General features: G+C 68.3%; 29 protein-coding genes and 1 tRNA gene. 15 read left to right on the top strand and 15 right to left on the bottom strand.

The annotated features are described in order from the left end of the window. Nucleotides 1–12 precede the first annotated feature (12 nt). Together SACMADRAFT_RS24620 and SACMADRAFT_RS24625 are read right to left on the bottom strand one after the other, a co-directional pair. The gene (locus SACMADRAFT_RS24620) at nucleotides 13–786 is read right to left on the bottom strand and encodes a choice-of-anchor P family protein (RefSeq protein WP_040925877.1); all 774 of its coding nucleotides are present in this window, start codon (nucleotides 784–786) and stop codon (nucleotides 13–15) included. A gap of 74 nt (nucleotides 787–860) precedes the next feature. Then, nucleotides 861–1,619 carry a L,D-transpeptidase family protein gene (locus SACMADRAFT_RS24625; protein WP_040925878.1) on the bottom strand — a complete coding sequence of 253 codons (759 nt, stop codon included), beginning with the start codon at nucleotides 1,617–1,619 and terminating at the stop codon, nucleotides 861–863. Nucleotides 1,620–2,262: 643 nt separating this feature from the next. Between SACMADRAFT_RS24625 and SACMADRAFT_RS24630 the strand changes: the two genes are divergently transcribed. Then, nucleotides 2,263–2,712: a DUF6319 family protein gene (locus SACMADRAFT_RS24630; RefSeq protein ID WP_009156577.1), complete on the top strand. Its 450-nt coding sequence runs from the start codon at nucleotides 2,263–2,265 to the stop codon at nucleotides 2,710–2,712. 55 nt (nucleotides 2,713–2,767) lie between these two features. On the opposite strand, the gene SACMADRAFT_RS24635 is transcribed toward SACMADRAFT_RS24630, so the two are convergent. Next, on the bottom strand, nucleotides 2,768–3,244 hold the full coding sequence (locus SACMADRAFT_RS24635; RefSeq protein ID WP_009156578.1) for an OsmC family protein: 477 nt from the start codon (nucleotides 3,242–3,244) through the stop codon (nucleotides 2,768–2,770). A 133-nt stretch (nucleotides 3,245–3,377) separates the two neighbouring features. On the opposite strand from SACMADRAFT_RS24635, the gene SACMADRAFT_RS24640 reads away from it, so the two are divergent. From SACMADRAFT_RS24640 to SACMADRAFT_RS24655, 4 genes are all read left to right on the top strand, one after another. Beyond that, the gene (locus tag SACMADRAFT_RS24640) at nucleotides 3,378–4,106 is read left to right on the top strand and encodes a VIT1/CCC1 transporter family protein (RefSeq protein WP_009156579.1); all 729 of its coding nucleotides are present in this window, start codon (nucleotides 3,378–3,380) and stop codon (nucleotides 4,104–4,106) included. Nucleotides 4,107–4,235: 129 nt separating this feature from the next. After that, nucleotides 4,236–5,450, top strand: a complete 1,215-nt coding sequence (gene nhaA / locus SACMADRAFT_RS24645) for a Na+/H+ antiporter NhaA (protein WP_009156580.1) — start codon at nucleotides 4,236–4,238, stop codon at nucleotides 5,448–5,450. A gap of 12 nt (nucleotides 5,451–5,462) precedes the next feature. Further along, nucleotides 5,463–5,996, top strand: coding sequence for a phage holin family protein (locus tag SACMADRAFT_RS24650; protein ID WP_009156581.1), 534 nt, complete (start codon nucleotides 5,463–5,465; stop codon nucleotides 5,994–5,996). A 6-nt stretch (nucleotides 5,997–6,002) separates the two neighbouring features. Beyond that, nucleotides 6,003–6,950 (top strand): alpha/beta fold hydrolase, encoded by a 948-nt coding sequence (locus tag SACMADRAFT_RS24655; protein ID WP_009156582.1) that lies wholly within the window; start codon nucleotides 6,003–6,005, stop codon nucleotides 6,948–6,950. 10 nt (nucleotides 6,951–6,960) lie between these two features. Here the strand turns inward: SACMADRAFT_RS24655 and SACMADRAFT_RS24660 are convergent, their stop codons facing one another. Genes SACMADRAFT_RS24660 through nth form a run of 4 tightly spaced genes read right to left on the bottom strand, consistent with a single transcriptional unit; the run spans nucleotide 6,961 to nucleotide 10,231 of the window. Next, nucleotides 6,961–8,145, bottom strand: a complete 1,185-nt coding sequence (locus tag SACMADRAFT_RS24660) for a MarP family serine protease (RefSeq protein ID WP_009156583.1) — start codon at nucleotides 8,143–8,145, stop codon at nucleotides 6,961–6,963. Nucleotides 8,146–8,154: 9 nt separating this feature from the next. Further along, nucleotides 8,155–8,862: an NUDIX hydrolase gene (locus tag SACMADRAFT_RS24665; RefSeq protein ID WP_009156584.1), complete on the bottom strand. Its 708-nt coding sequence runs from the start codon at nucleotides 8,860–8,862 to the stop codon at nucleotides 8,155–8,157. Then, a complete protein-coding gene (locus tag SACMADRAFT_RS24670) occupies nucleotides 8,859–9,464 on the bottom strand; it encodes a TlpA family protein disulfide reductase (RefSeq protein ID WP_009156585.1) in 606 nt (201 codons plus the stop codon). Before SACMADRAFT_RS24670 ends, SACMADRAFT_RS24665 begins: the two co-directional genes overlap by 4 nt. Then, nucleotides 9,461–10,231: an endonuclease III gene (nth, locus tag SACMADRAFT_RS24675; RefSeq protein ID WP_009156586.1), complete on the bottom strand. Its 771-nt coding sequence runs from the start codon at nucleotides 10,229–10,231 to the stop codon at nucleotides 9,461–9,463. The genes SACMADRAFT_RS24670 and nth overlap by 4 nt, the downstream gene beginning before the upstream one ends. 111 nt (nucleotides 10,232–10,342) lie before the next feature. Here nth and SACMADRAFT_RS24680 point away from each other — a divergent pair, with 111 nt between their 5' ends. The 3 genes from SACMADRAFT_RS24680 (at nucleotide 10,343) to SACMADRAFT_RS24690 (ending at nucleotide 13,153) form a co-directional block, all read left to right on the top strand. Continuing rightward, nucleotides 10,343–10,594 (top strand): hypothetical protein, encoded by a 252-nt coding sequence (locus SACMADRAFT_RS24680; RefSeq protein WP_009156587.1) that lies wholly within the window; start codon nucleotides 10,343–10,345, stop codon nucleotides 10,592–10,594. A gap of 219 nt (nucleotides 10,595–10,813) precedes the next feature. Then, nucleotides 10,814–11,488 (top strand): Crp/Fnr family transcriptional regulator, encoded by a 675-nt coding sequence (locus SACMADRAFT_RS24685; RefSeq protein ID WP_005441764.1) that lies wholly within the window; start codon nucleotides 10,814–10,816, stop codon nucleotides 11,486–11,488. 420 nt (nucleotides 11,489–11,908) lie between these two features. Further along, nucleotides 11,909–13,153, top strand: coding sequence for an MFS transporter (locus tag SACMADRAFT_RS24690; RefSeq protein WP_040926795.1), 1,245 nt, complete (start codon nucleotides 11,909–11,911; stop codon nucleotides 13,151–13,153). A 10-nt stretch (nucleotides 13,154–13,163) separates the two neighbouring features. Here SACMADRAFT_RS24690 and SACMADRAFT_RS24695 read toward each other — a convergent pair whose 3' ends face one another. From SACMADRAFT_RS24695 to SACMADRAFT_RS29725, 6 genes are read right to left on the bottom strand one after another with little or no spacing between them, the layout of a single operon-like run. Then, nucleotides 13,164–13,940, bottom strand: coding sequence for an MBL fold metallo-hydrolase (locus tag SACMADRAFT_RS24695; protein ID WP_009156589.1), 777 nt, complete (start codon nucleotides 13,938–13,940; stop codon nucleotides 13,164–13,166). Next, entirely contained in the window at nucleotides 13,937–14,743 is an 807-nt protein-coding gene (locus SACMADRAFT_RS24700; RefSeq protein ID WP_050998416.1) for an NUDIX hydrolase, read from the bottom strand. Before SACMADRAFT_RS24700 ends, SACMADRAFT_RS24695 begins: the two co-directional genes overlap by 4 nt. Before the next feature lie 52 nt (nucleotides 14,744–14,795). Next, nucleotides 14,796–15,917, bottom strand: a complete 1,122-nt coding sequence (locus SACMADRAFT_RS24705) for a hypothetical protein (protein ID WP_009156591.1) — start codon at nucleotides 15,915–15,917, stop codon at nucleotides 14,796–14,798. 39 nt (nucleotides 15,918–15,956) lie between these two features. Then, the gene (locus SACMADRAFT_RS24710) at nucleotides 15,957–16,589 is read right to left on the bottom strand and encodes a hypothetical protein (protein WP_009156592.1); all 633 of its coding nucleotides are present in this window, start codon (nucleotides 16,587–16,589) and stop codon (nucleotides 15,957–15,959) included. Continuing rightward, complete coding sequence (locus tag SACMADRAFT_RS24715) at nucleotides 16,589–17,047, bottom strand: RidA family protein (protein ID WP_009156593.1); 459 nt, start codon at nucleotides 17,045–17,047, stop codon at nucleotides 16,589–16,591. Before SACMADRAFT_RS24715 ends, SACMADRAFT_RS24710 begins: the two co-directional genes overlap by 1 nt. A gap of 2 nt (nucleotides 17,048–17,049) precedes the next feature. Next, nucleotides 17,050–17,211: a DUF4177 domain-containing protein gene (locus tag SACMADRAFT_RS29725; RefSeq protein WP_009156594.1), complete on the bottom strand. Its 162-nt coding sequence runs from the start codon at nucleotides 17,209–17,211 to the stop codon at nucleotides 17,050–17,052. Nucleotides 17,212–17,243: 32 nt separating this feature from the next. Between SACMADRAFT_RS29725 and SACMADRAFT_RS24720 the strand changes: the two genes are divergently transcribed. The 3 genes from SACMADRAFT_RS24720 to SACMADRAFT_RS24730 all read left to right on the top strand — a co-directional run bounded on the left by SACMADRAFT_RS24720 (nucleotide 17,244) and on the right by SACMADRAFT_RS24730 (nucleotide 19,750). Then, on the top strand, nucleotides 17,244–17,492 hold the full coding sequence (locus SACMADRAFT_RS24720) for a hypothetical protein (protein ID WP_009156595.1): 249 nt from the start codon (nucleotides 17,244–17,246) through the stop codon (nucleotides 17,490–17,492). 67 nt (nucleotides 17,493–17,559) lie between these two features. Further along, the gene (locus tag SACMADRAFT_RS24725) at nucleotides 17,560–18,561 is read left to right on the top strand and encodes an ArsA-related P-loop ATPase (protein WP_009156596.1); all 1,002 of its coding nucleotides are present in this window, start codon (nucleotides 17,560–17,562) and stop codon (nucleotides 18,559–18,561) included. Nucleotides 18,562–18,649: 88 nt separating this feature from the next. Further along, nucleotides 18,650–19,750 (top strand): ArsA family ATPase, encoded by a 1,101-nt coding sequence (locus SACMADRAFT_RS24730; protein WP_040926797.1) that lies wholly within the window; start codon nucleotides 18,650–18,652, stop codon nucleotides 19,748–19,750. 7 nt (nucleotides 19,751–19,757) lie between these two features. Here the strand turns inward: SACMADRAFT_RS24730 and SACMADRAFT_RS24735 are convergent, their stop codons facing one another. Beyond that, nucleotides 19,758–20,054: a WhiB family transcriptional regulator gene (locus tag SACMADRAFT_RS24735; RefSeq protein ID WP_009156598.1), complete on the bottom strand. Its 297-nt coding sequence runs from the start codon at nucleotides 20,052–20,054 to the stop codon at nucleotides 19,758–19,760. A gap of 252 nt (nucleotides 20,055–20,306) precedes the next feature. Between SACMADRAFT_RS24735 and SACMADRAFT_RS24740 the strand changes: the two genes are divergently transcribed. From SACMADRAFT_RS24740 to SACMADRAFT_RS24755, 4 genes are all read left to right on the top strand, one after another. Next, nucleotides 20,307–22,463: a transglycosylase domain-containing protein gene (locus tag SACMADRAFT_RS24740; RefSeq protein WP_009156599.1), complete on the top strand. Its 2,157-nt coding sequence runs from the start codon at nucleotides 20,307–20,309 to the stop codon at nucleotides 22,461–22,463. Between the two features lie 142 nt (nucleotides 22,464–22,605). Further along, the gene (locus tag SACMADRAFT_RS24745; protein ID WP_009156600.1) at nucleotides 22,606–23,547 is read left to right on the top strand and encodes a metallophosphoesterase; all 942 of its coding nucleotides are present in this window, start codon (nucleotides 22,606–22,608) and stop codon (nucleotides 23,545–23,547) included. 33 nt (nucleotides 23,548–23,580) lie between these two features. Then, nucleotides 23,581–23,654, top strand: a tRNA-Pro gene (locus SACMADRAFT_RS24750). Between the two features lie 388 nt (nucleotides 23,655–24,042). Continuing rightward, nucleotides 24,043–24,453 carry an SgcJ/EcaC family oxidoreductase gene (locus tag SACMADRAFT_RS24755; protein WP_009156601.1) on the top strand — a complete coding sequence of 137 codons (411 nt, stop codon included), beginning with the start codon at nucleotides 24,043–24,045 and terminating at the stop codon, nucleotides 24,451–24,453. Between the two features lie 260 nt (nucleotides 24,454–24,713). Here the strand turns inward: SACMADRAFT_RS24755 and SACMADRAFT_RS24760 are convergent, their stop codons facing one another. After that, nucleotides 24,714–25,424, bottom strand: a complete 711-nt coding sequence (locus SACMADRAFT_RS24760) for a Clp protease N-terminal domain-containing protein (RefSeq protein ID WP_009156602.1) — start codon at nucleotides 25,422–25,424, stop codon at nucleotides 24,714–24,716. Nucleotides 25,425–25,448: the final 24 nt, after the last annotated feature.

Genomic DNA, 25,448 nt, shown 5'->3' on the forward strand with positions numbered 1-25,448 from the left:
CCGATCAGCTGATCAGCCGGTCACATCCAGGTGGCCGGGCTGCGGAATCGGCGTGGGCGCGTTGCCGTTCTCGTCGGCGCGGTCGCCCGCGTTGTCGTTGCCGCTGTCACCGCCGTCGTCCTCACCGGGGTCGGTGGGCTCGGTGGTCGGGTCCGCAGGGTCGGTCGGTTCAGGGGCGGGGTCGGTCGGCTCGCCGGAGTCACCCTCGGTGCAGGTGGCCTTCGACAGGTCCAGCGTCTGGGTGCCGTTGAGCAGGTCGACAGCCAGCGCCGTGACGCTCAGCGAGCCGTCCTCGTTCTGGTCCTGCTTGTTCAGGGTGATCCGTGCGACGCCGACGAGGGGCTCCGGAATGATCTCCTGGTTCGGCTGGATCTGGTCGAGCTTGATCTCCTGGTTGCCGACCCGCAGGTTCGCGATCGACGTGGACCCTTCGAGGTTCTCGCAGTCGGCGACGATCAGCGATGCCTCGATCTCGGGTGCACCGGGCAGCGTCAGCCTGACGTCGGCGGTGCTGGCGTTGGCGTGGCCTTCTTCCGCGAACGCGTTGAACACGCCTGCGTGCAGCATGCTGCCGGTGTCGGGTGGCAGGTCCGCAGCGATCAGCGAGTCCTTACCGGAGCCGACGACGTGCGGCACCGGGGTGATGTCGACGAGCCCCTCGGCCTGCAGTGCGGTGGCCTCGTCCTCTACCTCCTGCGCCGACGCGACCGGGGCGAAGGCGATGCCACCGACGAGCAGCGCGGAGAGGACACCGGCGCCGAAAGCGGCAGTTCTCTTCGTGGACAAGAAAGTACCTTTCAATCGAGGGAACAGGGAATTTCGGGTGGTTCTCGGATGGTTGCTGCTCGTCGCCGCTCGCATCAGACGATGTTGACCATCGTCCCGAGCGGCAACTTGACGAGCTCATCGAGGGCTTCCTTGGTCACCCTGATGCACCCGTCGCTGTTGGCCTTGCCAACGAAGCTGTTGTCCGGCCAGGTATGAATCCCGACGGTGCCGGGCCCCCCACCGAATGTCGTGTGCGACTCCGAATGGGCGCTGAGCGGGAGAACGATGGGACTGTAGTCGTTCACGGTCTCCTTGATCGAGGCGATGATGAACGCCCGCCCCGCGGGCGTCGGGTAGTCGGGTTCGCCGATGCCGATGGTCCACTCGCCGAGTTGCTGGTCGCCCTTGACGATTTCCAGGCTGAAGTTCTGCCGGTCCACATTGACCACGTAGTCGTTGTTGGCCGACTCCACGGCGTCGCCCGCCGTGTTGATCCAGCCCGAGGCGCCGTTGGGGCGTGAGGGAAGCAGGATCTGTGCCCAATCGCCCTCGCGCTTGATGACCGGAACCCATGTCGGCGAGGAGATCTGCTTCACCGGAAGCCTGGCGATCGGGGTTCCGTCGACGCCGTCGTGCACCACGAGCTCGCGCTTGGGGTGCAGTACCTCGCCGTCCGTCGCCGCGCCTGGTTCGGGGTCCTTGGGCGCCTGCGGGATGTCACCGTAGGTCGTGGCCTCGGGCAGCGCGGCTTGGTCGGGCTTGCCTGCCGCGTTCGCCTGGCCCGCGTCACTGCCACCGCCGCAGCCCGCGACGAGCAGCGCCAGCACAGCCGCCCCGACGGCGGCGAGCAACCGGCTGGGAGCGACGGACCTACCGCGGCGGATGGTCCTGGCCGCGGAGTCTCTCGGGATCTCTGTTCTTTCCATTAATCACAGTCCCTGGGCATAGATCAACTTAGCGAGGGTGCCTATTAAAACAAAGGAGGTTTACCGGCCTCACAGCAGCCTCCCTTTTTCCGCGAAACCGCACGTAGCAGGTGATAGTCATAGCACGGGGCACACTTGCGCACCGGATTGATCCGCCACTTTCCACCTCCGGCGGGCAGGGCGGACCAGGCGCCCGCCGGAACCGATATGGCGGCACGCCAGGAAGAACGCGTCGATGTTCCTAGCAGGTCTGGTCCACGCCGGGCAATGAACATTGCCGTCGCCTGACCAGGTGAAAATGTTCGCGAGCTGCGGAAACGGTTACGCCCCGATGCGGGGGTCAACGTTTTTTTCACCCTTTCGGGTATACCCGTGTAACACCTCGCCACCGCAGATATGTCTCGCCGTATTTCACCGAGATATCAATGCGAACACCGAAGCAACCAGCGACGGCTTCGCGCGTCGCTACCCTGCCGTGAATTCCACACCACCCACTGCCGGATTATCGAACGCATGTTCTATCCTTGCTCACTGGAGGAGACCACCCGCCGGCAAGGAGGCGACAGCGATGACCGTTGACACCGCCACACAGCAAGCCCCTCAGGAGATCGCACAGGAACAGGACCAGACCTCTCCCGCCGCGAGCGGCGGGGACACCGCCACCTCGGAGCAGGACGCGAACCCGGCCGCGGACCGGCAGGAGAAGGGCAAGACTCAGCGTGGCCGGGCCAAGGGCAGCGCGCGCAAGACGCGCACCGTCGAGCTGACGCTTACGGTGACCGGAACCGCCGACGGTGAGTGGCAGGCCGAGCTCAAGCACGGCAGCAAGTGGGTCGCTCGTGGCCTCGACATCCCCGCCTCCGCGGTGTCACGTGCGGCCAAGGAACTGCACGAGGACCTTTCCGTGCCGATCGACGAGGTGATCAACGCCGCGCGGGAACAGCAGCAGGCGAAGGTGGCCGAACTCGAAGCCCAACTGGAGCAGGCAAAGCAGGCTCTGGCCGAGTTGGAGAGCTGAGGCGTTGGCCGTGAGTGCCCCACGGGGGCGCTCACGGCCACCCCGACTACCGAAATCAGCCCGCGACGACAATCGTCGGCTCGTGCTTGACGGTGAAGTTCACCGAACGCGCGATGAAGCACTTCTCATGGGCGGGCGTGTGCAACTCCCCGGCCTTGTCCACCATGTCCGACCGCGCCACCGTCACCCTCGGGCGAAGCACCACCTCGGTGAACTCGCCGGCACCGCCAGGGTGTTCGACCATGATTCCCGCCGCTTCGTCCAGGTAGTCGGTCACGATCACCTTCGCGTGAGCGCACAGCGCCAAGTACCACAGCATGTGGCACTGCGACAACGCGGCGACGAGCAGGTCTTCCGGGCTCCAACGTGCTGGGTCACCTCGAAACGCCGGATCGGCCGTGCCCGCGAGCGTGGGTTTGCCGGGCGCCAGCACCTCGTGGTCCCTGCCGAACGCCGCGTACCCCGACGTGCCGCTACCGCGGTTACCCGTCCATCGGACGGTCAGCGCGTAGCTGTGCTGTCGCTGAGCCATCTCGCCTCCTTCTGACGTACGATCCGGGAATGGCAGTCGCGCAGCCGTTGGCACGGACCGTCGCACTGGTCACCGACATCAGCATCCTTGCCGAAACAGCCGGAAACGGCACCCGACACGGCGGGAAGCCGCGGTGAGCCGGCTACCCGACCCGGACGGCAGGCACTTCGGCGAGCCACATCACGACCGGCTCGGCGGCAAGCTCAACTGGTTACGCGCCGGTGTGCTCGGCGCCAACGACGGGATCGTCTCCGTCGCCGGGCTCGTCGTCGGTGTCGCGGGCGCCACCACCGATCTCACCGCGATCCTGCTCGCCGGTATCGCTGGGCTGGCGGCGGGAGCCCTGTCTATGGCAGGCGGCGAGTTCGTGTCCGTTTCGGCTCAGCGTGACACCGAGCGCGCCATGCTGCGGCTGGAGAAGTACGAGCTGCGCACGATGCCGGAGGAAGAGGAACGCGAACTCGCCGAGATCTACGAGAACAAGGGGCTGTCCCCGCGACTCGCGGCACAGGTCGCGCGTGAACTCACCGAGAAGGACGCACTGCGGGCACACGCCGAGGCCGAGCTGCAGATCGATCCGAACGAGTTGACCTCGCCCTGGCAGGCGGCCTGGGTTTCGTTCGCGGCGTTCACCGTCGGGGCGATGCTGCCGCTGCTGGGCATCACCTTGCCGCCGGTATCGGCGCGGGTGTTGGCGTGCGGCGCGGCGGTAGTGGTGGCGCTCGCGCTCACCGGGTGGATCAGCGCCCGGCTCGGCAGCGCGCCCGTCGGCAAGGCGATCGCCCGCAACGTCGGCGTCGGAACAGTGACCATGGTCGTGACCTACTTCGTCGGCCTGGTTTCCGGCATCGCCGTGGGCTGACGGCCGCCCAAACCGCCAGTGGCGACGATCACGAACTGCACGGGTACACCCGAGGGCCGTTGATAGGGTCCGACCAGGTGTGCCGGGAAGTCTGGTCGGCGTCCGCCGAGCCGACCCCTGGAGCCGCCCGTGAGTACCCCCCGCCGACCGAACCAAGCCGTCTCGGAGTTCGCCCGCTTCCTGCGCACCGAGACCACCGGCGGGATCATCCTGCTCGTCGTGACGGCCGTCGCACTACTGTGGGCGAACTCCGCACTCGGCGACGTCTATCGCGCCGTGCGCGACTTCGAGATCGGTCCCGAGGCGCTGCACCTGCACCTTTCCGTAGGCGACTGGGCCAAGGACGGGCTGCTCGCACTGTTCTTCTTCGTCGTCGGGCTGGAACTCAAGCGTGAGTTGGTGATCGGCGAACTCTCCGACATCAAGGCCGCGACGCTGCCGATCGTGGCCGCGCTCGGCGGGATGCTCGTGCCCGCGGGCATCGCGCTCGCCGTCGGTTGGGGCGAGCCGGGAATCGAGCAGGCGTGGGCCATCCCGGTGGCCACGGACATCGCGTTCGCGCTGGGAGTGCTCGCGCTGACCGGGTCCAACCTGCCGGGGGCGGCTCGCGTCTTTCTGCTGTCCCTGGCCGTGGTCGACGACCTCGGTGCCATCATCGTGATCGCGGTGCTGTTCACGGCGAGTTTCAACCTGCTCGCCGCCGGGATCGCCGTGGCGGGGCTGGCGGTGTACGCCTACCTGCAACACAAGCGGGTCCGGGCATGGTGGATCTACGTGCCACTGGCGGCGGTCGTCTGGGTCGCGGTGCACTCCTCCGGCATCCACGCCACGATCGCGGGCGTCGCACTCGGCCTGCTGACGCGGGTCCGCCCCGACCCCGGCGAGCGCGAGGCTCCCGCGCTGCGGCTGGAACACCGGCTGCAACCGTGGTCGGCAGGGGTGGCCGTACCGGTGTTCGCGCTGTTCGCGGCGGGCATCGCCATCAGCGCCGACTCGCTCGGCTCGGTGTTCTCCAACCCCATCCCGCTCGCCGTGCTGGTCGGGTTGCTGGCGGGCAAGGTGGTCGGCATCCTCGGCGCGAGCATGCTCGCCGTCCGTACCCGGCTCGCCAGGCTGCCGTCGACGCTGGGGTGGCTCGACCTCGGCGCGCTCGCCATGCTCGGCGCCGTCGGGTTCACCGTCAGCCTGCTGATCGCCGAGCTCGCACTTGAGGGCGAACTGGTCGAGCTGGCCAAGGCCGCCGTGTTGCTGGCGTCGGCCATCGCCTCGCTGTCGGCGGCCGTGCTACTGCTGCGCAGGAGCAAAGTGCATGCCAGGGGCGCGCCCGGCGAGCCATCGGATTGATCACATGGCACGATGAGGCGCGTGAGCAGCCCCAAACACCACGTCAACGACAGCGACCGGGCAACAGGCGTGCCCTACATCCCGTTGTCCGCAGACGACGGAGAAGGCGCGGACGCGCAGTCCATCGGCGCGCTGGTCATGGACGCCACGCAACACATGTCCACCCTGGTCAGAGCCGAGGTCGAGCTGATCAAGGCGGAGACGGCCGCCGAGGCCAAGAAGGCGCTCAAGGGCAGCATCTTCTTCGTCGTCGCGGGCGTAGTCGGCCTGTACAGTTCGTTCTTCTTCTTTTTCTTCCTCGGCGAGCTGCTGACCGAGTGGCTGCCGCGATGGGCGGCGTTCCTCATCGTCTTCGGGCTGATGCTGGTGACCACGGCCCTCTTCGGACTGCTCGGCTACCGCAAGGTCAAGCGGATCAGGGCGCCGCAACGCTCCATCGACAGCCTCAGGGAGACAGCAGCGACGCTGCGAGTCCGCAAGCCCGCCGAGCAGGGCGGGAACGGCGCGACACCGGTACCGGGTCTCGATCCGTCAGCGCGACGTTGACCTGAATTGGCACCATCACTCGTACCGGCTCCCGACCCGTCGACAGTGCGACTCGACGGCCCATGGACGCACCGCGACGTCTCGGCCAACGGCATCCGGCTGCACGTGGCCGAGGCGGGCTCCGGTCCGATGGTGCTGCTGCTGCACGGTTTCGCCGAGTTCTGGTGGACCTGGCACCACCAGCTGCGCACGCTTGCCGACGCCGGTTTCCGCGTGGTCGCGGCCGACCTGCGCGGCTACGGTGACTCCGACAAACCTCCGCGCGGCTACGACGCCTGGACGCTGGCCGGTGACGTCGCGGGGCTGGTCCGGGCGTTGGGGGAGCGAAAGGCACACCTTGTGGGGCATGCCTGGGGCGGCATGCTCGCGTGGTCGGCCGCGACGCTGCATCCGAGGGTGGTGACTTCGGTAGGCGTGCTCGGCTCCGCTCACCCGCTGGCGCTTCGCTCCGCGATCGCCCGTGGTGCCCTGCGCAAGCGGGGACAGGCACGTGCGATGGCACACCTGCTTCGGTTCCAGCTGCCGATGGCTCCGGAACGCTGGCTTGTGGCCGACAGCGCGGCCGCCGTGGAGCGGCTGCTGCACGACTGGTCGGGCACGGCATGGCGGGACAGCCCGGACTTCCCGCATGCGGCGGCGAACTTTCGCAGAGCGATGCTCGTGCCAGGTGTCGCGCACAGCGCGCTGGAGTACTACCGCTGGGCTTTTCGGTCACAGTTTCGAGGTGACGGCAGGCGATTCGCCGACGCGGTCGACACCAGGCTGCGGATGCCGACCCTGCAACTGCACGGGGCCGCCGACCCGGTCGTGCTCCCCAGAACGGCACGGGATTCGGCGCCGTGGTTGGGTCCGTACTCCAGGTTCGAGCTCCTGCCCGGCATCGGGCACTACCCGCAGTTGGAAGATCCCGCGACTACGACCAAGGTGCTGGTGGAGTTCCTGCGCGGGAAGTGAGCCCACTACCTCACGCCGTGCAGGGCCCAGTCGGTTCCTCGGTGGTGAAGCCGGGAGCCTGCTCGACCTCCGCGCGAACCTCGTCCGCGGTCAGCACGAAGCCGGTGTCGGGGTCCTCCACCGAGGCGCCGAACACCACTCCGACCACCTCGCCCTGCGGGTCGACGAGCGGGCCGCCGGAGTTACCGCTGCGCACCTGGCCGCGCACCGTGAAGACGTCCCGCTGCACCGTGTTGGTGTCGTAGATGTCCGGCCCTCGCAGGGTGATCCGCTCCCGGATGCGGGTGGGAGATGCCGTGTACGGCCCGTCCAGCGGGTAGCCCAACGCGATGGCGTCGTCGCCTGCTTCCGCGTCCTCCGCCGACAGCCGCAACGGCTCCGCTTCGAGGCCGGGAACCGCCAGCACCGCGACGTCGGTGCCGGGGTCGTAGTAGACCACCGTGGCGCTGCGAGTGCCTTCGTCGGTCTCGACGGACACCTCTTCGGTGCCCGCGACCACGTGCGCGTTGGTCACCACGCGGTTGGGCGAGACCGCGAACCCGCTGCCCTCCAGGGAGCGCGAGCAGGAAGGGGCGACGCCCCGGATCTTGAGCACACTGTCCCGTAGCTCACGCACCACCTGGCTGTTCTGCAGTGCGGGATCGGGAGGCTGGATCTCACGAACAGGCGCGTTCTGGAACGGCCCGACGATGGAAGGGAAACCGGATTCGTCGAGCAACCTGCGCAGGTCGGAGGGCAAGCCCTGGACGGCGTCGGGCATCATCGAGTTCACCCCGCCGAGCACGACCGAGTTGTTGATCGCCCTCGCGAGCCCTGGCAACGCGGCGACGCTGGTCAGCGGCAGTGCGATCAACCACGCCACCACGAAGACCACGACACCCTGCACGACGGCGCCGAGAGTGCTGTCGAGTCCGGAGATCCCCGGTGAGGAGATCCTGCGTTTGAGCTTGTTGCCCAGCCACACCCCGAACGTCTCGCCCAGTGCGACGAGGAAGACCACGGTGCCTACCGCGAAGGCCACCCTGGCTGCTGGGTGCTCGAACAGGTCGATCACCAGTGGCGCCAGTTGTATGCCCAGGATCGCGCCCGCGATCACACCGAGGAACGCGGGCAGCGCGATGACGACGCCCTGGCGAGCCCCGGATATCGCCGCGAGCAGGGCCAGCAGAATGACCAGCACGTCGACCCAGTTCAACGTCTCTCCCTACTCGCCGCGACCGAACACCGCCCGCCGCACGCGAGCCTCGTGTTCGGCCAACGCTACGTCAAGATCTCGCACGTCCGAGGTGTCCCAGTCCCGCCCCCAACCGCCGAGGTCGAGCAGGACCGAAAGCAGACCGGCCGTGAAGCCCCACACGAACAGCCCGTCGACCTCGAAGGCGGGCCCCTTCCAGCCGCTGCCTCGCTTGTGGACCTGGAACCGGTTGGCGGGGTCGGCGAGTTCTGCGACTGGAACCCTCGCGACGGCGGCGGTCTCTCCCGGGTCGACGGCCCGCACGGGCGAGGGCCGCTGCCAGTGCGCGAGGACCGGAGTCACGGCGAACCCGGACACCGGCACGTACAACTCGGGCAGCACCGCCACCGGCCGTACTCCGGAGGGGTCCACCCCGGTCTCCTCCTGCGCCTCCCGCAGCGCGGTGTCGATCGGTCCCGCGTCGCCCGCCTCGCTGCCACCGCCGGGGAAGGCGACCTGGCCCGCGTGCGAGTCGAGCGTGTCGGCCCTGCGCAGCAGCAGCACGTCGGGGCCGTGGTGGTCGTCGCCGAACAGCACCAGCACCGAGGCATCTTTGGTAGGCCGATCCCTCGGTGGCGAGAACCGCGTGAAGGTCGCCGCGTCAAGGTCCGCACTGACCTCGACGAGGCCGCGCAGCCAGCCGGGTGTCTCGTCGGGATGAACGAGCGGGCCGGTCACCTGGAACGCTCCACTGCCAGCCGGATCTGCTCCACCGAGGTGAACAGTCGAGGCTGCGAGATGAACCGCACCGTCCCGTCCTCGCTGACCAGGTAGGAGGCGGGCAGCGCTCTCGGAACCTTGAGTGCCTTGCGGACCGGGCCGGTGGGTCCGTCACCGTCGTGCACGGCGGGTAGGTGCACGTCGAGTTCGGTCAGCAGCTCCAACCCGTCCCTGGCCGAACTCTCCACCTGCACGGTGAGCACCCGCACCGCGCCGCGGCGTTGCGCGTACGTCTGCAACAGCGGCAGTTCCTCGCGACACGGCTCGCACCAGGTGGCCCACACGTTGATCAGTGTGGGCTCGCCCGCGAGCGCGCTGCCGAGGTCGACCTTGGAGCCGTCACCGAGGCAGGTCGCCTCGACCCCGGCCAGTCGCTCCAGACTGCCCTGCCCAGGGCCGGGGCACGCCTGAAGCGCCGCGGCAGCGCGAGCGGGTGCCAGTTCCTGCCTGGCCGCCTGGTCGTCGGCATCCTGCGAGTCGCCCACGCGCGGCAGCAACGCCACGAGCACGGCAAGCACGAGCGCGCCCGCGGCGAGTGCCCACTTGGTAGCGGTGGTCAAGAGCTCTTCACCATGGTCAGCAGATGCTCGCGTTCGGGACCCTTGACCAACTTGGCCGCGGCCTCGAACTCGGTCGGTCCAGCCCCGTAGGAGGGACAGTCACGGGCGAGCGGGCATGCGCCGCAGGCGGGTTTGCGGGCGTGGCAGACCCGCCTGCCGTGGAAGATCACCCGATGTGACAGCATCGTCCACTCCTTGCGCGGGATCAACTGACCCACCTCGTGCTCGACCTTCACGGGGTCTTCCTCCCGCGTCCAGTTCCAGCGGCGCACGAGCCTTCCGAAGTGAGTGTCCACAGTGATGCCCGGCACCGCGAAGGCCTCACCGAGCACCACGTTGGCGGTCTTGCGGCCAACACCGGGAAGCTTCACCAGCTCCTCGAGCGTGCCGGGGACCTCGCCGCCGTGTTGCTCGACGAGGGCGGCGCCGAGTCCCATCAGCGAGCTGGCCTTGTTCCGGTAGAAGCCGGTCGGCCTGATCAGTTCCTCGAGTTCGGCCCGGTCGGCGCCCGCGTAGTCGGCGGCGGTCGGGTAACGGGCGAACAGCGCAGGCGTGACGGCGTTGACCCGCTCGTCCGTGCACTGCGCCGACAGGATGACGGCGACCAGCAGATCCAGCGGTGTAGCGAAATCGAGCTCGCAGTGGGCGTTTGGATAAGCCTCGTCGAGGCAACGCTTCATACGCCGTGCGCGTCTGACCAACGACAACTGGCTCTCTTCGGCGAAGGCGCGCCTCTTGCGGGGTGCTTGACCGGCGGCGGATGACACCCCGCTAGCCTACGTGCGCCGCCGAACCATGGTGTCACGTGCTTCGTTCAGTGGGCCACCACCGACATCGGCACGGTGAGACGCCGCCATGGGCAAGGGATCGGGAGTGATATGACCGTCTGGTTCGTGATCGCGGTGCCGGTCGTGGTCATGCTCTTCGCACTGGGCATGGAGCGCGTCGAGAATCGCCTGCGGCACGTGTCGGTACGCGGGGAAGACGTCGAGGAGTTTCTGGAACAGGCGAGGCCGGACGAGGTGCGCGCGCTCTACGGCCACGGCATCGGCCGTGCACTGGAGCTCTTTCGGCTACGCCGCGTCTCGGGTAGGGCCACCAAGCTCAAGTCACGGCGGGTTCGGGGTTAGGCTGTTCGGTCGGACGAGATCCTTCCGGGGCCGCTCTGACAGTCCGTGCACACGTGGACGCTCAGCGCACGGAACACCTGGCCGAGCGAGCTGTGGTCGACCGTTTCGGCGGTGAGCCGGGAAGCGAACTCGGGGGCACGCCCTACACTGCATTTTAGTGATCGGCGACACGCTCCTCTGCATTCGAGGATCGGGGTCGCTTCTCAAAGGAGGCACGAGGTGGACGAGACCCTGGCCCGCGCGGGCATTTTCCAGGGTGTGGAACCGGCGGCGGCCGAGGCGCTCGCGCAGACCTTGGAGACAGTGGAATTCCCCCGCGGCCACGTGATCTTCAACGAGGGCGAGCCGGGCGACAAGCTGTACATCATCAAGTCGGGCAAGGTGAAGATCGGGCGCAAGTCCGCCGACGGACGCGAGAACCTGTTCCAGATCATGGGCCCTTCCGACATGTTCGGCGAGCTGTCGATCTTCGACCCCGGCCCTCGCACGTCGACGGCCACGACTGTGACCGAGGTCAGCGCCGTGACGATGGACCGGCCCGCGCTTCGGCAGTGGATCTCCACGCGGCCGGAGATCGCCGAGCAGCTACTGCGCGTGGTCGCCCGTAGGTTGCGCCGGACGAACAACATGGTGGCCGAGCTGATCTTCACCGACGTGCCCGGCCGGGTGGCCAGGGCGCTGCTGCAACTCGCCCAGCGGTTCGGCAGCCAGGAGGCGGGCCTGCTTCGGGTCACGCACGACCTGACCCAGGAGGAGATCGCGCAGTACGTCGGCGCCTCACGGGAGACCGTGAACAAGGCGCTTGCCGACTTCGCCCACCGTGGCTGGCTGCGGCTGGAAGGCAAGAGCGTGCTGATCCTGGACCCGGAGCGACTGGCCAGAAGGGCCCGCTGACCAGGGCTGACCAGCCGCACAACTGTAAGCGGACAAGACAAGGGGCCGGGCGCCACCCCCGACGTGGCGCACCGGCCCCTTGCCTTTGCGCGGACCATCCCCCGACAGCCCGCGCTCCCCGCCCTCCGGTGTAGGCCCCGACCCGAATCCCGGAGGGAGTCTCTATTGGTTCGAGCCTGTGCTCGGCTCGACGCGTTGTGTTATGTCAACCATCGCACGACCCCTACCCATCAACTCAAGGCCGTTCACCCTCAAGGACGCGTGGGGGCCGTGTTTGATGCCCGATAACGCGCACCGTTACTCAACTGAAACCTGAATACCCAGACCGGCTGGCGCTCACACCTCTTCCGGGTCGATTTGTTCAAGTTTACGGATTCAAATAACTGGTACTAGCGTACCAGAGTGGGCATACTGGTACACGTGTCCCAGTCTTCCGGTGGTGCTCACCTGACCGACTACCGTGCCGCGCTCAGCGTGCCCGGCTCACGCGGACCGGTGGTCGCGTCCCTGTTCGCCCGGTTACCCATCGCCATGATCGGCATCTCGGCGTTGCTCTACGTGCAGCGGCAGACCGGCTCGTTCACCACGGCAGGCCTGGTGTCGGCCTGCACGCTGGCCGGGGTGTCGGTGGGCTCGGTGGCACAGGGCAGGCTGATCGACAGGTACGGGCCCACCCGACCACTGCTGGCCGTCGCCGCGCTGTTCACGCTATTGCTGGCCGCTCTCGTAGTCGCGATCGAGTCGCATGCGTCGACGCCCGTACTCGCGGTCACGGCCGCCGGTATCGGCGTCAGCGAGCCGATGACCGGCTCGGCCTCCCGAGCACTCTGGGCGCGGCTGCTGCCACCCGGCCCCACCCGCGACGCCGCGCTGTCCTACGAGGCGATCAGCATGGAGGTGTTCTTCATCCTCGGCCCAGGGTTGGCCGGTGCGCTGATCGCGGCGCCGTGGCCGGGAACCGGCCTGGTGATCGGGGGCGCGTGCATGGTCGTGGGCTCGGTGCTGTTCGCGTTGAGCCCGGCCGTGCGGACGTGGGGACCCGGAGAGGAGCGCCCCTCGCGACTGCTCGGCGCACTCGCCAGCCCCGGATTGCGCACGCTGGCACTCGCCGCGGGTGGGTTCGGCATGGTGATCGGGTTCGTCGAGGTCGCCGTACCGGCCGCGGCCTCGGCGGCGGGCAGCGTCGCGATGGGCGGCCTGCTGCTGTCGCTGTGGTCGGTCAGCTCGGTCGGCTTCGGAGTCGCCTACAACACACGGCCATGGCCTAGGAGCCTGCACCTGAGACTGCCCGTGCTGCTCGCGTTGTTCGGCGCGGGCGTCGCGTTGCTCGCCGTGCCGTCCTCGCTGTGGGGTCTCGGGGCGGCCCTGCTCGTCGCGGGGGCGCTCATTACCGCGCAGTCCACAGCACACTCGGTGGCCATCGAACTCGTGGCGCCGCGCGGCACGGCCGCGGAGGCGTTCGGCTGGGTGGTCACGGCGATCACGCTCGGACTGGCGTTCGGCCAGTCGATGAGCGGCTACCTGGTGGAGCGCAGCGGACCACCACTGGCCTTCCTCACCGCGGCAGCCTGTGCGGGCGTGGTGGCAGGCGCGGTATGGCTGCTGCGGTCCACCATCGGCCCCACCGAGCCGTACCAGCGGCGAACCGAGCGGGTCGCCTGCTGAGGACGTGGCGCTACTCGACCGAACGCAGGTACTCCAACTGCGCCCGCACACTGGACTCGGCAGGCCCCCACAACGCCTTGTCGACGTCGGCGTAGACCATCTCGACCACCTGCCTGGCCGTAGCGCCCTCGCCGAGCTGCCGCAGGGCCGCCCGGACTTGGTCGAGCCGTTGCTGCCGGTGGTCGTAGTACTGGCGCGCCGTCACGGTCAGATCAGCCAGCTCCGGCCCGTGACCGGGCAGCCCGATGGAGCCCCTCGGCAGTCCTCGCAGCCTCGCCAACGAGTCCAGGTAGTCACCGAGGTCTGTGAGCACGGTGGTGCCCTTGCCGAGCACGGTGTCGCCGGTCAGTGCGTGGGTGAGGCCGTCGTGGTCGAACCGCAGCGTGACCGAGTCGGCCGTGTGGCCGGGAGTGTGCAGCACCTGCAATTCCAACCCCGCGGCTTTGATCACCTGGTCGGCACCGATGGGGTCGCCGCCCTGGCACAGCTCGGCATCGAATGCCCGTACCGGCGCATCAACCCGGTGGGCGAGCCAGGGCGCGCCTTCGGAGTGGTCGGGATGATGATGCGTCAGCAGGATCAATTCCACAGGCGCACCATCGAGCAGCCTGCGGAGGTGATCGACGTCCTCGTATCCGGGGTCGACGATGATCCGGCCGGACGCACCTGGGGCGCCGAGCACCCAGGTGTTGGTGCCCTCCAGCGTCATGGTCGAGGGATTGTTCTCCAGCAGCACCGAAGCTGCCTCGGAAACCTGCCGCAGCGTGCCGTACGCGGGGTGTGTCATGGCAGCTCCACTCGCACCACGTCGCCATCCATCACGAGCCGGGGAGTGATCCGGCGGACGTCGCGCTCGACCGCCAGTACGTCCGACACCGAGTCGAAGCGTGCCAGTTCGTCGAGGGTGAACCACGTCGGCGGCATCAGCCCACTGCGACCGGCCTCGGCGTCGGCGATCGCTTCGCCGGGCCGGTGCCAGCCCGAGTCCTCCGCCTCCGTCGTCGCGCCGTCGGCACGCTGACCGGCCGGAAGCGCGGCCACGAAGAAGCGTGTGTCGTAGCGTCGGGGCTCCTGCTCCGGGGTCACCCAGTTCGCCCACGGGCGCAGCAGGTCGGCCCGCAGCGTAAGCCCGGCATCGGCCAGGAAGGCCGCCAGCGACAGCTCTCTGGAAACCAGCGCCCGGCGGGCGTCGGCGTACTGGGCGGTGCAGGCCACGGCGCCGGACTCGTCGCCGGCCAGCAGCACACCCGACTCCTCGAACGTCTCCCGCACCGCCGCGCACACCAGAGCTCTCGCCATGGACTCCGAGCAGGAAAACCACTCCGCCCACCGCGACGGTGGCGGTCCTGCCCAGCTCACCGAGGCGTCGGCATCACGCGCGTCGACACCTCCGCCCGGGAAGACGGTCATCCCGCCTGCGAAGGCCATCCCGGCAACGCGCCGCTGGAGGAACACCTCCACACCGCCGCCGGGCGAACCGGCGGGGTCGCGCAGCAGCATCACCGTCGCCGCGTCCTTGGGCACGGAGGGCTGCCGCGGCGGCTCCTTCGGCAAGGACAACACCGACTCCTTCGGTACCCGGAAGGTCATCGGCGCGCGACCCTCGTCGTCTCGCAACAGGCTCACATACCGCAAGATACCGTCAGCCGGCGGTGAAACCGTCCGCCCAGTGTTGCTCGGCACCGTTCATCCTGGCGTTCGCGGCCTCGGCACGCTCCCGCTCGGCGAGTTCGGCGTGCAGTTCGCGCAGCAACTGCCGGTCGCGCTCCGAAAGCTGCGGGTCGTCGAGATCGAGTTCAGGCAGCTCCACCACCCCGTCGCCGCCGCGGTCGACGCCCGCGATCAACCTGCCCCGCTCGGGGTCCTCCGCGATGGCGGCCCGCAACTGTGCCACCTCCTCCTTGGTGAGCTCGGTGGTGGCGGCGGCGCGGTTCTCCTCCTCCACCATGCTCGACTCCGGCACCGTTGCGACATCGGGCAGCTCACCGATCGAGGCCTGCGGATCCGCCAGCGGTGCGGGCGGCTCCGATTCCACCGGCTCGACGACGGCGTGAGCACCTTCGCGCCTGCTCTCGGACCTGCGGCCACCGCCCGCCCTCGACCTTCGCGAAGGCAGCGAGCCGGACGTCTGGCTGTTTCCTCCCGCCAGCCAGACCGGCGTGGCGGCCGCGAGCCCGGCCTCGTGGTACTCGGTACGTTCCGCACCTGGACCGGTGACCTCCACCACAGCGCGAATTCCGGCCCTGCGCAGCGCGTCGTCGACCCTGAACGCCACGGCGGGTGGGTGGGCCTCCGGTCCGATCTCGATGAGCACAACCCGCTGCGGTAGCGGCCCAGGAACGCTGCCCGCGGGGGTGTTGCGCCACACGGCGTGCACCGAACGCAGGTCGGGAAGCACCTGCAACGTCCGGTCCAACGCCTCGACGATCCCGCGTTCGGGCTCGTTGTCCCTGCTGAAGCGGTGGGTGTAGCCGGGCACCGCGTCACCGACGGTCAGCTGGTCGGCCAGGCTGGCGTCGGACCTGCTCATCTCCAGCACCAACGCCAGTTCGCGCTGCTCGGCGGGCCGCACCATGATCCGGCCCGCGATCAGCGCACCGGTGGCCAGCTCGGCCGCGTCGTCGAGGTGTGAGCGGGCGACGAGCTCACGGGCCTCCGACAGTGCGCTGTCGTCGAGCCGACCTGCCAGCGCCAACAGGACGTTGTGCAGCCGCAACGGGACCGCGAAACCGTCCTTCGGCAGGCCGTCGTGGACGTCCACCATCGCCGATCTCCCTCCAGCCCGCTGCCGGACGAGCGAGCACTACGCGGGTACGAGTCTGTGATGACCGGCGTCCACGGCGCCCACGCAAACGAACCGGGAATCCGCCAGCGCCGCCTGGTGATAGGCGGGCAGTTCGCCCTGCGCCGGAAGTACCTCCACACTCGGCGCCTCCTCGCCCAGCACCCGCAGGACCCGCTGTAGCTCCCCAGTAAGACGTGGCAGCCCGGATACGGCGGTGACCAGCAGGACCCGCTTCGCCTCCTCCTCGACGGACCCTCGGTCGTGCCGCCAACTCTCCCGGACCTCACCTACGTCCGGGCGCCCACGCAACGTTGCGTGAACCACCACGGACACCGAATCAACGGTGTTCACCCAATCGGGTGCACCCGGAGTGAATGTGTACCGGTTCTCGGCGGAGGCGTCCACCCCAAGCGTGGAACTGACCTGATGCCAGTCCGCACCATGCGGAATCAGACCCGCGACCAGCAGGCGATACTCGGCCTGATCAAGGTCAATCCTGTGCTTTAGCAAAGCCTTGGGAAGGGTGCGCGACAGCGTGCCCATCGCCCCCTCGCCGAGCCAGTCCCTGAACCGCCACAGCATCCGGTCCGGCATCCGGCCCGCGAGCCGCAGCAGCAGCTCGTGGCACGAGTACTCGATGTCTGGATCCACTATGCCTCCACCTCGACGATCAACTCGACCTCGACAGGTGCCCCCAGGGGCAGTTCCGCGACCCCGACCGCCGACCGGGCGTGCGAGCCCGCGTCGCCGAAGATCTCCCCCAGCAACTCCGAGGCGCCGTTGAGCACGGCGGGCTGCCCGGTGAATCCCTCGCTCGACGCCACGAAACCCGTCACCTTGACAACCCGCAGGACCGAGTCGATGCCGACGAGGGCGTGCACCGCCGCCAGCGCGTTCAACGCCGCCGTGCGGGCGTGCTGCTTGGCCTCCTCGGGGCTGACCTCACCGCCCACCTTCCCCGTCGCGGCGAGCGAACCCGCCACGAACGGCAACTGCCCGGACGTGTAGACGTGTGAGCCGGTGCGCACGGCAGGAACGTAGGCGGCGACAGGCGCCGCGACCTCAGGCAGTTCGATACCGAGTTCGGCCAGCCTCCCGCTCCAGCCCATGCTCAGCCCTTCGGGCGCTTGAGGTAGGCGACGTGCTGCTCACCACTGGGGTTGGGCAGCACGGTGACCAGCTCCCAGCCGTCGTCTCCCCACTGGTCGAGGATCTGCTTGGTCGCGTGGATCAGCAGCGGAACCGTGGCGTACTCCCACTTCGTGGCACTCATGCCGGACACCCTAGCCACTACTGTGTTGCGGCGTGGAGGCATGGCGCATCCTCGCCACGATCCTGCTGGGCGTGCCGGGGATTCTGGGCGTGTTGCTCGTGATCGCCAAGGCAAGGGAACGGTCCGGCAGCCCGGCCACCGCCGCCGTGGCGGGACTGGTCTGTGCCACCGCGCTCGCCGTTGGCTGCGTTCTCACGCTCACAGTGCTGCCCGCCGCCGTGACCTGGGGTGTCGCCGCGGCCATCGCGGTCGGCGTCGCCGTGGCGCTGCTCGTGGGCTGAGTGCCGCGACGGCCGCACCCGGGTGCCGCCCGACACCACCACGGCCGTCTCGGCTTAGGCTGCGAAGGTGACCAACCTGGCTGGCTGGACCGACGAACTCGCACGGACCCGGCTCCACTTCGTCACCGGAAAGGGTGGGACGGGCAAGACCACCCTGGCCGCATCGCTGGGGCTGGCACTGGCCAGCCACGGCAGGCGAGTGCTGCTCATCGAGGTCGAGGGACGGCAGGGGTTCGCCCAGGTCTTCGACACCGAGCCACTGCCCTATGCCGAGCAGCGCATCGCAGCCGCTCCCGGGGGAGGCGAGGTGCGAGCGCTGCACGTCGATGTGGAAGCGGCGCTGCTCGAGTACTTCGAGATGTTCTACAACCTCGGCTTCGCGGGCAGGACGCTGCGGAGGATGGGCGCGATCGAGTTCGCCACAACACTGGCTCCTGGACTGCGCGACGTACTGCTCACCGGCAAGATCAAGGAATGTGTCGGTCGAACGGACTCCGACGGCAGGCACACCTACGACGCAGTCGTGGTGGACGCCCCACCCACCGGCAGGGTCGTGAAGTTCCTCGACGTCACCAAGGCACTCACCGATCTCGCCAAGACCGGTCCGATCCGGGCGCAGGCCGAGGGTGTGGTGCGCCTGCTGCACTCGGGGGAGACGGCTGTGCACCTGGTCACGCTGCTTGAGGAGATGCCGGTGCGGGAGACACTGGACGCGGTCGCCGAACTCGACGGCGCCGACCTGCGCCCGGGAGCGGTGCTGGTGAACCGGGTCCGGCCGCCCCGGCTGCCCGCGCGCTCGGTCACCGCGGCAGCCGACGGCAGGGTGGACGCCGCGAGGGTGCGCACCGGACTCGCCTCCGCGGGCCTCGAACTACCCCAGGCGACCCTCGACGCACTGGTGGAGGAAACCGTCGAGCACGCGATCCGGCTCGACGCCGAGCAGCGGGCCCGCGAACAGCTCTCCGAGGCCGACCTTCCCACGCTGGAGGTTCCCGACCTCACGACAGGGGTCGACGTCGCCGCGCTGTACGAACTCGCCGAGACGCTTGTCGAGCAGGGGGTGCGCTGACACCGTGACCCAGCCAACACAGCCAACACAGCCGACCCAGCCGACAAACCCGACGACACCAACGACGCCGACCTTCGACGTCGACGAACTGCTCGACGACCAGCAGACCCGCGTGGTGCTGTGCTGCGGGTCGGGTGGGGTCGGGAAGACGACCACGGCGGCGGCACTGGCCCTGCGTGCGGCCGAGCGGGGCAGGCAGACCGTGGTGCTCACCATCGACCCGGCCCGCAGGCTCGCGCAGGCGCTGGGGCTTCGCGAACTCGGCAACCAGCCGAGGAAGGTCTCACTCCCCGGGTTCGAACCCAAGGGCGAGCTGTGGGCGATGATGCTGGACATGCGGCGCACCTTCGACGACATGGTGCGAAGGCACGCGGGCCCCGAACGCGCGGAACAGCTGCTGGCCAACCGCTTCTACCAGACGATCTCCACGTCGTTCTCCGGGACACAGGAGTACATGGCTATGGAGAAGCTGGGCCAGCTCGCCGCGACGGGGGACTGGGACCTCATCGTGGTGGACACGCCACCGAGCCGTTCTGCTCTGGACTTCCTCGACGCGCCGTCGCGGCTGTCCGCCGCGCTGGACGGGCGGATGATCCGGTTGCTGACAACCCCGGCGAAAGCCGGTGGCTGGGGCCTACGCAAGGTGGTCAGCGCGGGCTTTTCGATGTTCGCCAAGGCGGTCTCGACGATTCTGGGCGGCCAACTGCTCGCCGACGCCTCCGCGTTCATGCAGGCGTTCGACTCCACCTTCGGCGGTTTCCGCGAGCGCGCGGGCAAGACAGCGGAGCTGCTGCGTTCCAAGGGCACGGCTTTCGTGGTGATCGCGGCACCGGAACCGGACGCCCTTCGAGAGGCCAGCTACTTCGTCGAACGGCTCTCGGACGAGGCGATGCCGCTGGCGGGGCTGGTCGCCAACCGCACCCATCCGGTGCTGGCCGACCTGTCCGCGATCGATGCCCTCGCGGCCGCCGAGGCAATCGAGCGTGGCGGCAACAAGGCCCCCCTCGCCTCAGCCGTGCTGCGCCTGCACGCCGACAGGGTGGCGGTGGCGGAGCGGGAGAAGCGGCTACTCGCCCGCTTCACCCGCGCCCACCCCAGCGTCGCTGTCGTCCAGGTGCCCGCCTTGCCCAGCGACGTGCACGACATCGCGGGCCTTCGCGATATCGGTGACCGCCTCTCGGGCCCGTAAGAGGTGGCTACGACACCCGCTGAGCGGGTTCGTACTGCCGCTTGGCCGACTCAAGCAGCCCGCGCCAACTCGATACGTCAGGCCGCCTGCGAAGCAGCGCGCGCCGCTCCCGCTCGGTCATACCACCCCAGACTCCGAAGTCGATCCGGTTGTCCAGCGCTTCCGCGAGACACTCGGTGCGGACCGGACAACCCATGCAGACCAGCTTGGCCCTGTTCTGCTCGGCACCTCGTACGAAGAGGCCGTCCGGGTCGGTGTCGCGGCAGTACGCATGGATACGCCAGTCCGACTCGTTTCGCTTCATGCCCCCAGCTCCTACCCAGTTTGCGACCGCAAGCAGGCAGCGAAGCGCTCGACCTCACCCCCGCGAGCTGGTCTTGCGTGCTCACGTCCGTGAGACGGTGCCTCCCCTGGCACCGTTTCGTGAGATGTTGACGGACTGTAGGGCTACTCGGTTCCCTCCGCCAACCCCCTTGCGACCCTTTGTTACCAGACAACATCACGCCCGGGTCAACGGGTCACGGCAACCCTACGCGACCATGCGTACCCTGAACGCGTGCGTACCAGGGACGGCTTGTTCAAGATGCTCGGACTCTGCCTGCTCGCGGGGGTGCTGGTGGCGGGCCTGCTGTTTCCGATCGTCGGGGCGGCGGGGGTGATCTCGAACCAGGCGAGCGACACCGTGGAGTCGATGTCCTCCGATCTCGCCGACGTGCCGCCACCGCTGGTGACCACGGTCACCGACAGTGCGGGCAACCCGATCGCCACGCTGTACGAGCAGTACCGCATCCCGACCGCACCGGAGGAGATCTCCGACGCGATGAAATGGGCGCTGATCTCGGTGGAGGACCGGCGCTTCTACGAGCACCACGGCGTCGACTGGAAGGGCACCATCCGGGCGGCCGTCAGCAACACCTCCGGCGGCGACACGCAGGGCGCCTCGACGCTGACCCAGCAGTACGTCAAGAACTATCTGATCAACGTCATCTACCGCAACGACCAGCTGGGGCAGCAGAAGGCACAGGAGGTGTCGGTCGCTCGCAAATTGAAGGAAGCGCGGATCGCGATCCAGCTCGAGACCAAGCTGAGCAAGGAGCAGATCCTCGCGGGCTACCTCAATGTGGTGGAGTTCTCTCGCCGGATCTTCGGTGTCGGAGCGGCGGCGCAGGCCTACTTCAACACCACAGCGGACAAGCTCACCGTCACCCAGAGCGCCCTACTCGCGGGCATGGTCAACAACCCGGCGGTCTACGACCCGTGGAACAACCCTGAGAAGGCGACCGAGCGCCGCAACTGGGTGCTGGACAAGATGGTGGAGAACCTGAAGCTTTCCCGCGAGGACGCGGAACGGCTCAAGGCCGAACCGCTCGGCGTCGTCCCGGACGGACCATCCAAGCCCGCGGCCAACTGCATCGGCGCGGGGCCGGAGAACGGCTTCTTCTGCCAGTACGTGGAGGACTACCTGCTCAGCCACGGCATGGACAAGGAGGAGCTGTACACCGGCGGTTACACCATCCGCACGACGATGGACCAGCGGGCCAACCACGAGGCCAAGCGCTCGGCCGAGGAGCAGGTGAGCAAGACACAGGACAACGTGGCCAACACGCTGTCGCTGGTGCGGCCCGGTAAGAAGCGGCACGAGGTGGTGGCGCTGGCCGCGAACAAGGACTACGGCACGGACGCCAGTCAGGGACAGACCGTGTACGCATTGCCGTCGTCAACAGCGAACGTCACCGGCGCGGGGTCCAGCTACAAGATGTTCACCGCCGCCGCGATCCTGGAGCAACGCAAGTACGGCATCTACGACCGGGTGCAGGTGCCCGGCTCGTACGTGTCCAGGGTGTTCATGGGAGGCGGCGAGAGCTGCCCGTACGTCGGCCAGGGCACCCGCGCCTACTGCGTGTCCAACGCGGGCAGTTACCCGGGCAGTATGACGCTGCAGCAGGCTCTGGCCACCTCACCCAACACCGCCTTCGTGATCCTGGAGGAGCAGGCGGGTATGAAGGCCGTGGTCGACATGGCCTACAAGCTGGGTATGCGGGCGACCATGACGTCGAACGCCGCCACCGGCGGCCCTGTGGACCGCAGCGCCGACAACCAGCAGGTCAGCCAGAGTCAGCGGGAGTACTTCGGGCCGAGCGAGCGGTCTCCCGGCAAGGGGTCGTTCACGCTGGGAGTCAGCCCGACGAACGGCCTGGAGCTGGCGAACGTCGCCGCCACGATCATGAGCGGCGGAGTGTGGTGCCCGCCCACCCCGATCGCACAGATCACCGACCGCAACGGCGCTGCGGTCCCGATCGAGGAGAAGCCCTGCGAGCAGGTGGTTCCCGAGGGGCTTGCCAACTCGATGGCCGTGGGAATGAGCGAGGACGACAAACCCGGTGGCACCGCGGCCGCCGCGGCCGCCGCGGCGAACTGGACCCGCCCGATGATCGGTAAGACCGGAACGACGCAGAACAACGGCTCGGCCGCGTTCATCGGGGCGACCCCGCAGCTCGCGGGCGCCGCGATGGTATTTCGGCCGGACCATCCCAACGGCGGCCTCATCGACGGCGGGCCCGGCAACGTCTACGCCACCGACGGCACCTACGGCAACATGTTCGGCGGCAAGACACCCGCACGAACCTGGTTCGGTGCGATGACCAAGATCCTGGAAGGCGAACCCGCGCTCCCGCTGCCGCCCGCGCACCCGAGGTACGAGCGAGTTCGCTGACCCGCGTCAACACGGGCGACGGACCGCCGGGAGACCGGCACGGGGCAGCTCGCTAGCCTGTTCAAGCTGCCCATGCCGGGGACCCCACGGGCCCGGCAGCTGCGCGTACGCTGGGTAGTGGAGCGAGTACTAGGGACGACAGATGAAACGGCTCGTGACAGGGACCGCCGCTCTCGGCGTCGCGACCCTCGGCTATGCCGCCGGCATCGAGCGGCGGCTGTGGACCCTGCGCACCGCGGAGGTACCGGTGCTCGCCGAAGGTTCCGACCCGATCCGCGTACTGCACGTCTCCGACCTGCACATGCTGCCGGGCCAGGAGTCGAAGCAACGCTGGGTCGCCGAACTCGACCGGCTCGAGCCGGACCTCGTGGTGAACACCGGCGACAACCTCGCGCACCGGCGGGCGGTTCCGGCCGTACTACGAGCGCTGGGGCCGCTGCTAGAACGGCCGGGCGTGTTCGTGTTCGGTAGCAACGACTACTACGCGCCGAAGCCGAAGAGCCCGGCGCGCTATCTCATGCCCAACGGTCGCAAGAAGCGCATCCATGGACGGCACCTGCCGTGGCGTGACCTGCGTGCCGCGTTCATCGAGCACGGCTGGCTTGACCTGACTCACGTACGTCGCGCGCTTCCAGTGGCGGGACAGCGGGTCTTCGCGGCGGGGGTCGACGACCCCCACCTGCAACGGGACCGCTACACCGACATCGAGGGAAGAGCCGACCGCGACGCGGTGCTGCGCCTCGGCGTGACGCACTCACCCGAGCCGAGGGTGCTCGACCCGTTCGCGGCCGACGGCTACGACCTCGTGCTGGCAGGCCACACCCACGGCGGGCAACTGCGAGTGCCGGGAGTCGGTGCCCTCGTCACGAACTGCGACTTGGACCGCTCCCGCGCGCGCGGCGTATCCCGCTGGGGAGCCGACATGTGGTTGCACGTGTCGGCGGGTCTTGGCACGTCACCGTACGCACCGGTTCGGTTCGCCTGCCCGCCCGAGGCGAGTCTGCTGACGCTCGTGCCACGCGGCACGAAACCGAAGGGCTCGCGCAGGGCGGCCCGGCGCAATGCGCCGAGCGGCGTCCGCTAGACTATGGGCCGACCCGAAAGGTCAGCAGTACATCGGGGTGTGGCGCAGCTTGGTAGCGTGCCTCGTTCGGGTCGAGGAGGTCGTGGGTTCAAATCCCGCCACCCCGACAGTGTGATGTCTTGCGGACATCCTGGACGCCCGGACCCACGAATTGTGGGTCCGGGCGTTTCGTCATGTGGGGTCAAAGTCGCGCCACCCGCTCCACGCCGTCGCCGATCGAATCAGCACGCTGTTGGCCCGACAGTGTTGGCCCGACAGTGTTGACCCGACAGCGTTGACCGACGGTGTTGACCCGGCGCCCTTACCGGCCGCAGGTGTCGGTGGCTGTTGGTGACCGACGGCGCGGCCGAGCCTGCTGTGCCGTCCCACACGGCCTGCGCGCTGGACGCCGGTCGACGTGGTTTCCATTACGAACGTTCGCCACCCGAGTAGGACTTGACCTCAAGTTAGCTATAAGTCGCAGGATGGGTTCGGCTCTACCGAAAGGGATAGATCTTGACTGCAGGAATCGATCAGGGCCTGGACGACCTGATCAAGCGGTATGAACGTGCCTTCAATACCAACGACGCCGAGTCCATGAACGCACTGTTCGTCGAAGACCCCGTCTTCGTCAACTTCGGGGGAAACCTCGTCGACGACAGGGAATCGCTGTATCGCGTCCAGAGGTTCGTGTTCGGCTCCGGCGGGCCGCTGGAAGACGTCAGCGTCAGCTACACGATCGAGCGCATCACACACCTCACCGCAGGACGGGCGGTAATCCATGCTCGGCAACGGACCCTTGGCGCGGACACCGCCTCCACCGATCGGCCCCGCAAAGATCCAATGGAGGCGATCTTCATGGTCGTCGCTGAACTCGTCGGCGATGAATGGAGAATCAGGATCGGGCAGAACACGCCAGTGGCGTGATCGCCGCAGGCCTGCCCAGTGTGCGCGAGGTCTTGCGACGTCGGTCCGGCATGCCGTACCCGTCCGGGATGCCTGAGACCGCAGACACCGCCACCCCGATGTTGTGATGTCTTGAGACATCAGTGAACGCCCGGGCCGCATCCCAGGGTCTGGGCGTCCGCTGTCGCGGGCAAGTCGCAGCTATGTGGAATCGACCGCGGCGGTCGGCTGGGTAGCCCGAGGCCGCATGTGACTTGGGTTCTCCGCGGTTCTGCCTGCGGTTACGAGTCACCGCCGGTAATCGCAGCCAGCGCGGCGAGAATCTCGGTCTCTACGCTTTCCTTGTCCAGGCCGAGGCCGTGGAGCAGGCCGTCGCCGTTCTCGAGTTCGAGCAGGGCGAGCAGGATGTGCTCGGTGCCGATGTAGTTGTGCCCCAGTCGCAGCGCTTCGCGGAAGGTCAACTCCAGCGCCTTCCGCGCCTCGGTCGCGTACGGGGTCATCGCGGGCACCTCCCCGGCCGCCTTCGGCAGCGCCTCGGTGGCCGCCCGCCGAACGCTGTCCAGCGAGACCGTGCTCGCGATCGCCTTCGCCGCGAGTCCTTCCGGCTGACTCAGCAGCCCCAGCAGGAGGTGCTCCGGGGTGATCTCGGCGTTGCCTGCCGAGTGTGCTTCGTTCTGCGCGGCGACCACGGCGCTTCGCGCCCGTGGGGTGAACCTGGCGAACCCCTCGTTCGGGTCCAGCGGTTCGGACTTGGAAACGAACCGCTTCTGCGCCGCCTGCTTGCTGACGCCCATGCTCTTGCCGATCTCGGTCCAGGAAGCCCCTGAGCGTCGTGCCTGGTCCACGAAGTGGCCGATGAGATGGTCGGCCAACTCGCCGAGGTGGTCGGCCGCGATGACGGCATCGGAAAGCTGCTCGAGAACGTCGGCGTGTGCCTTCTTGATGGCCTCGATCAGGTCGTCGAGGCGAACGGAGGAATTGATCTGCACCATGGGTCAACCATAGGTTGACGATCA

Origin of the sequence: Saccharomonospora marina XMU15, from assembly GCF_000244955.1 — a bacterium.
Classification (GTDB): Bacteria; Actinomycetota; Actinomycetes; order Mycobacteriales; family Pseudonocardiaceae; genus Saccharomonospora_A; species Saccharomonospora_A marina.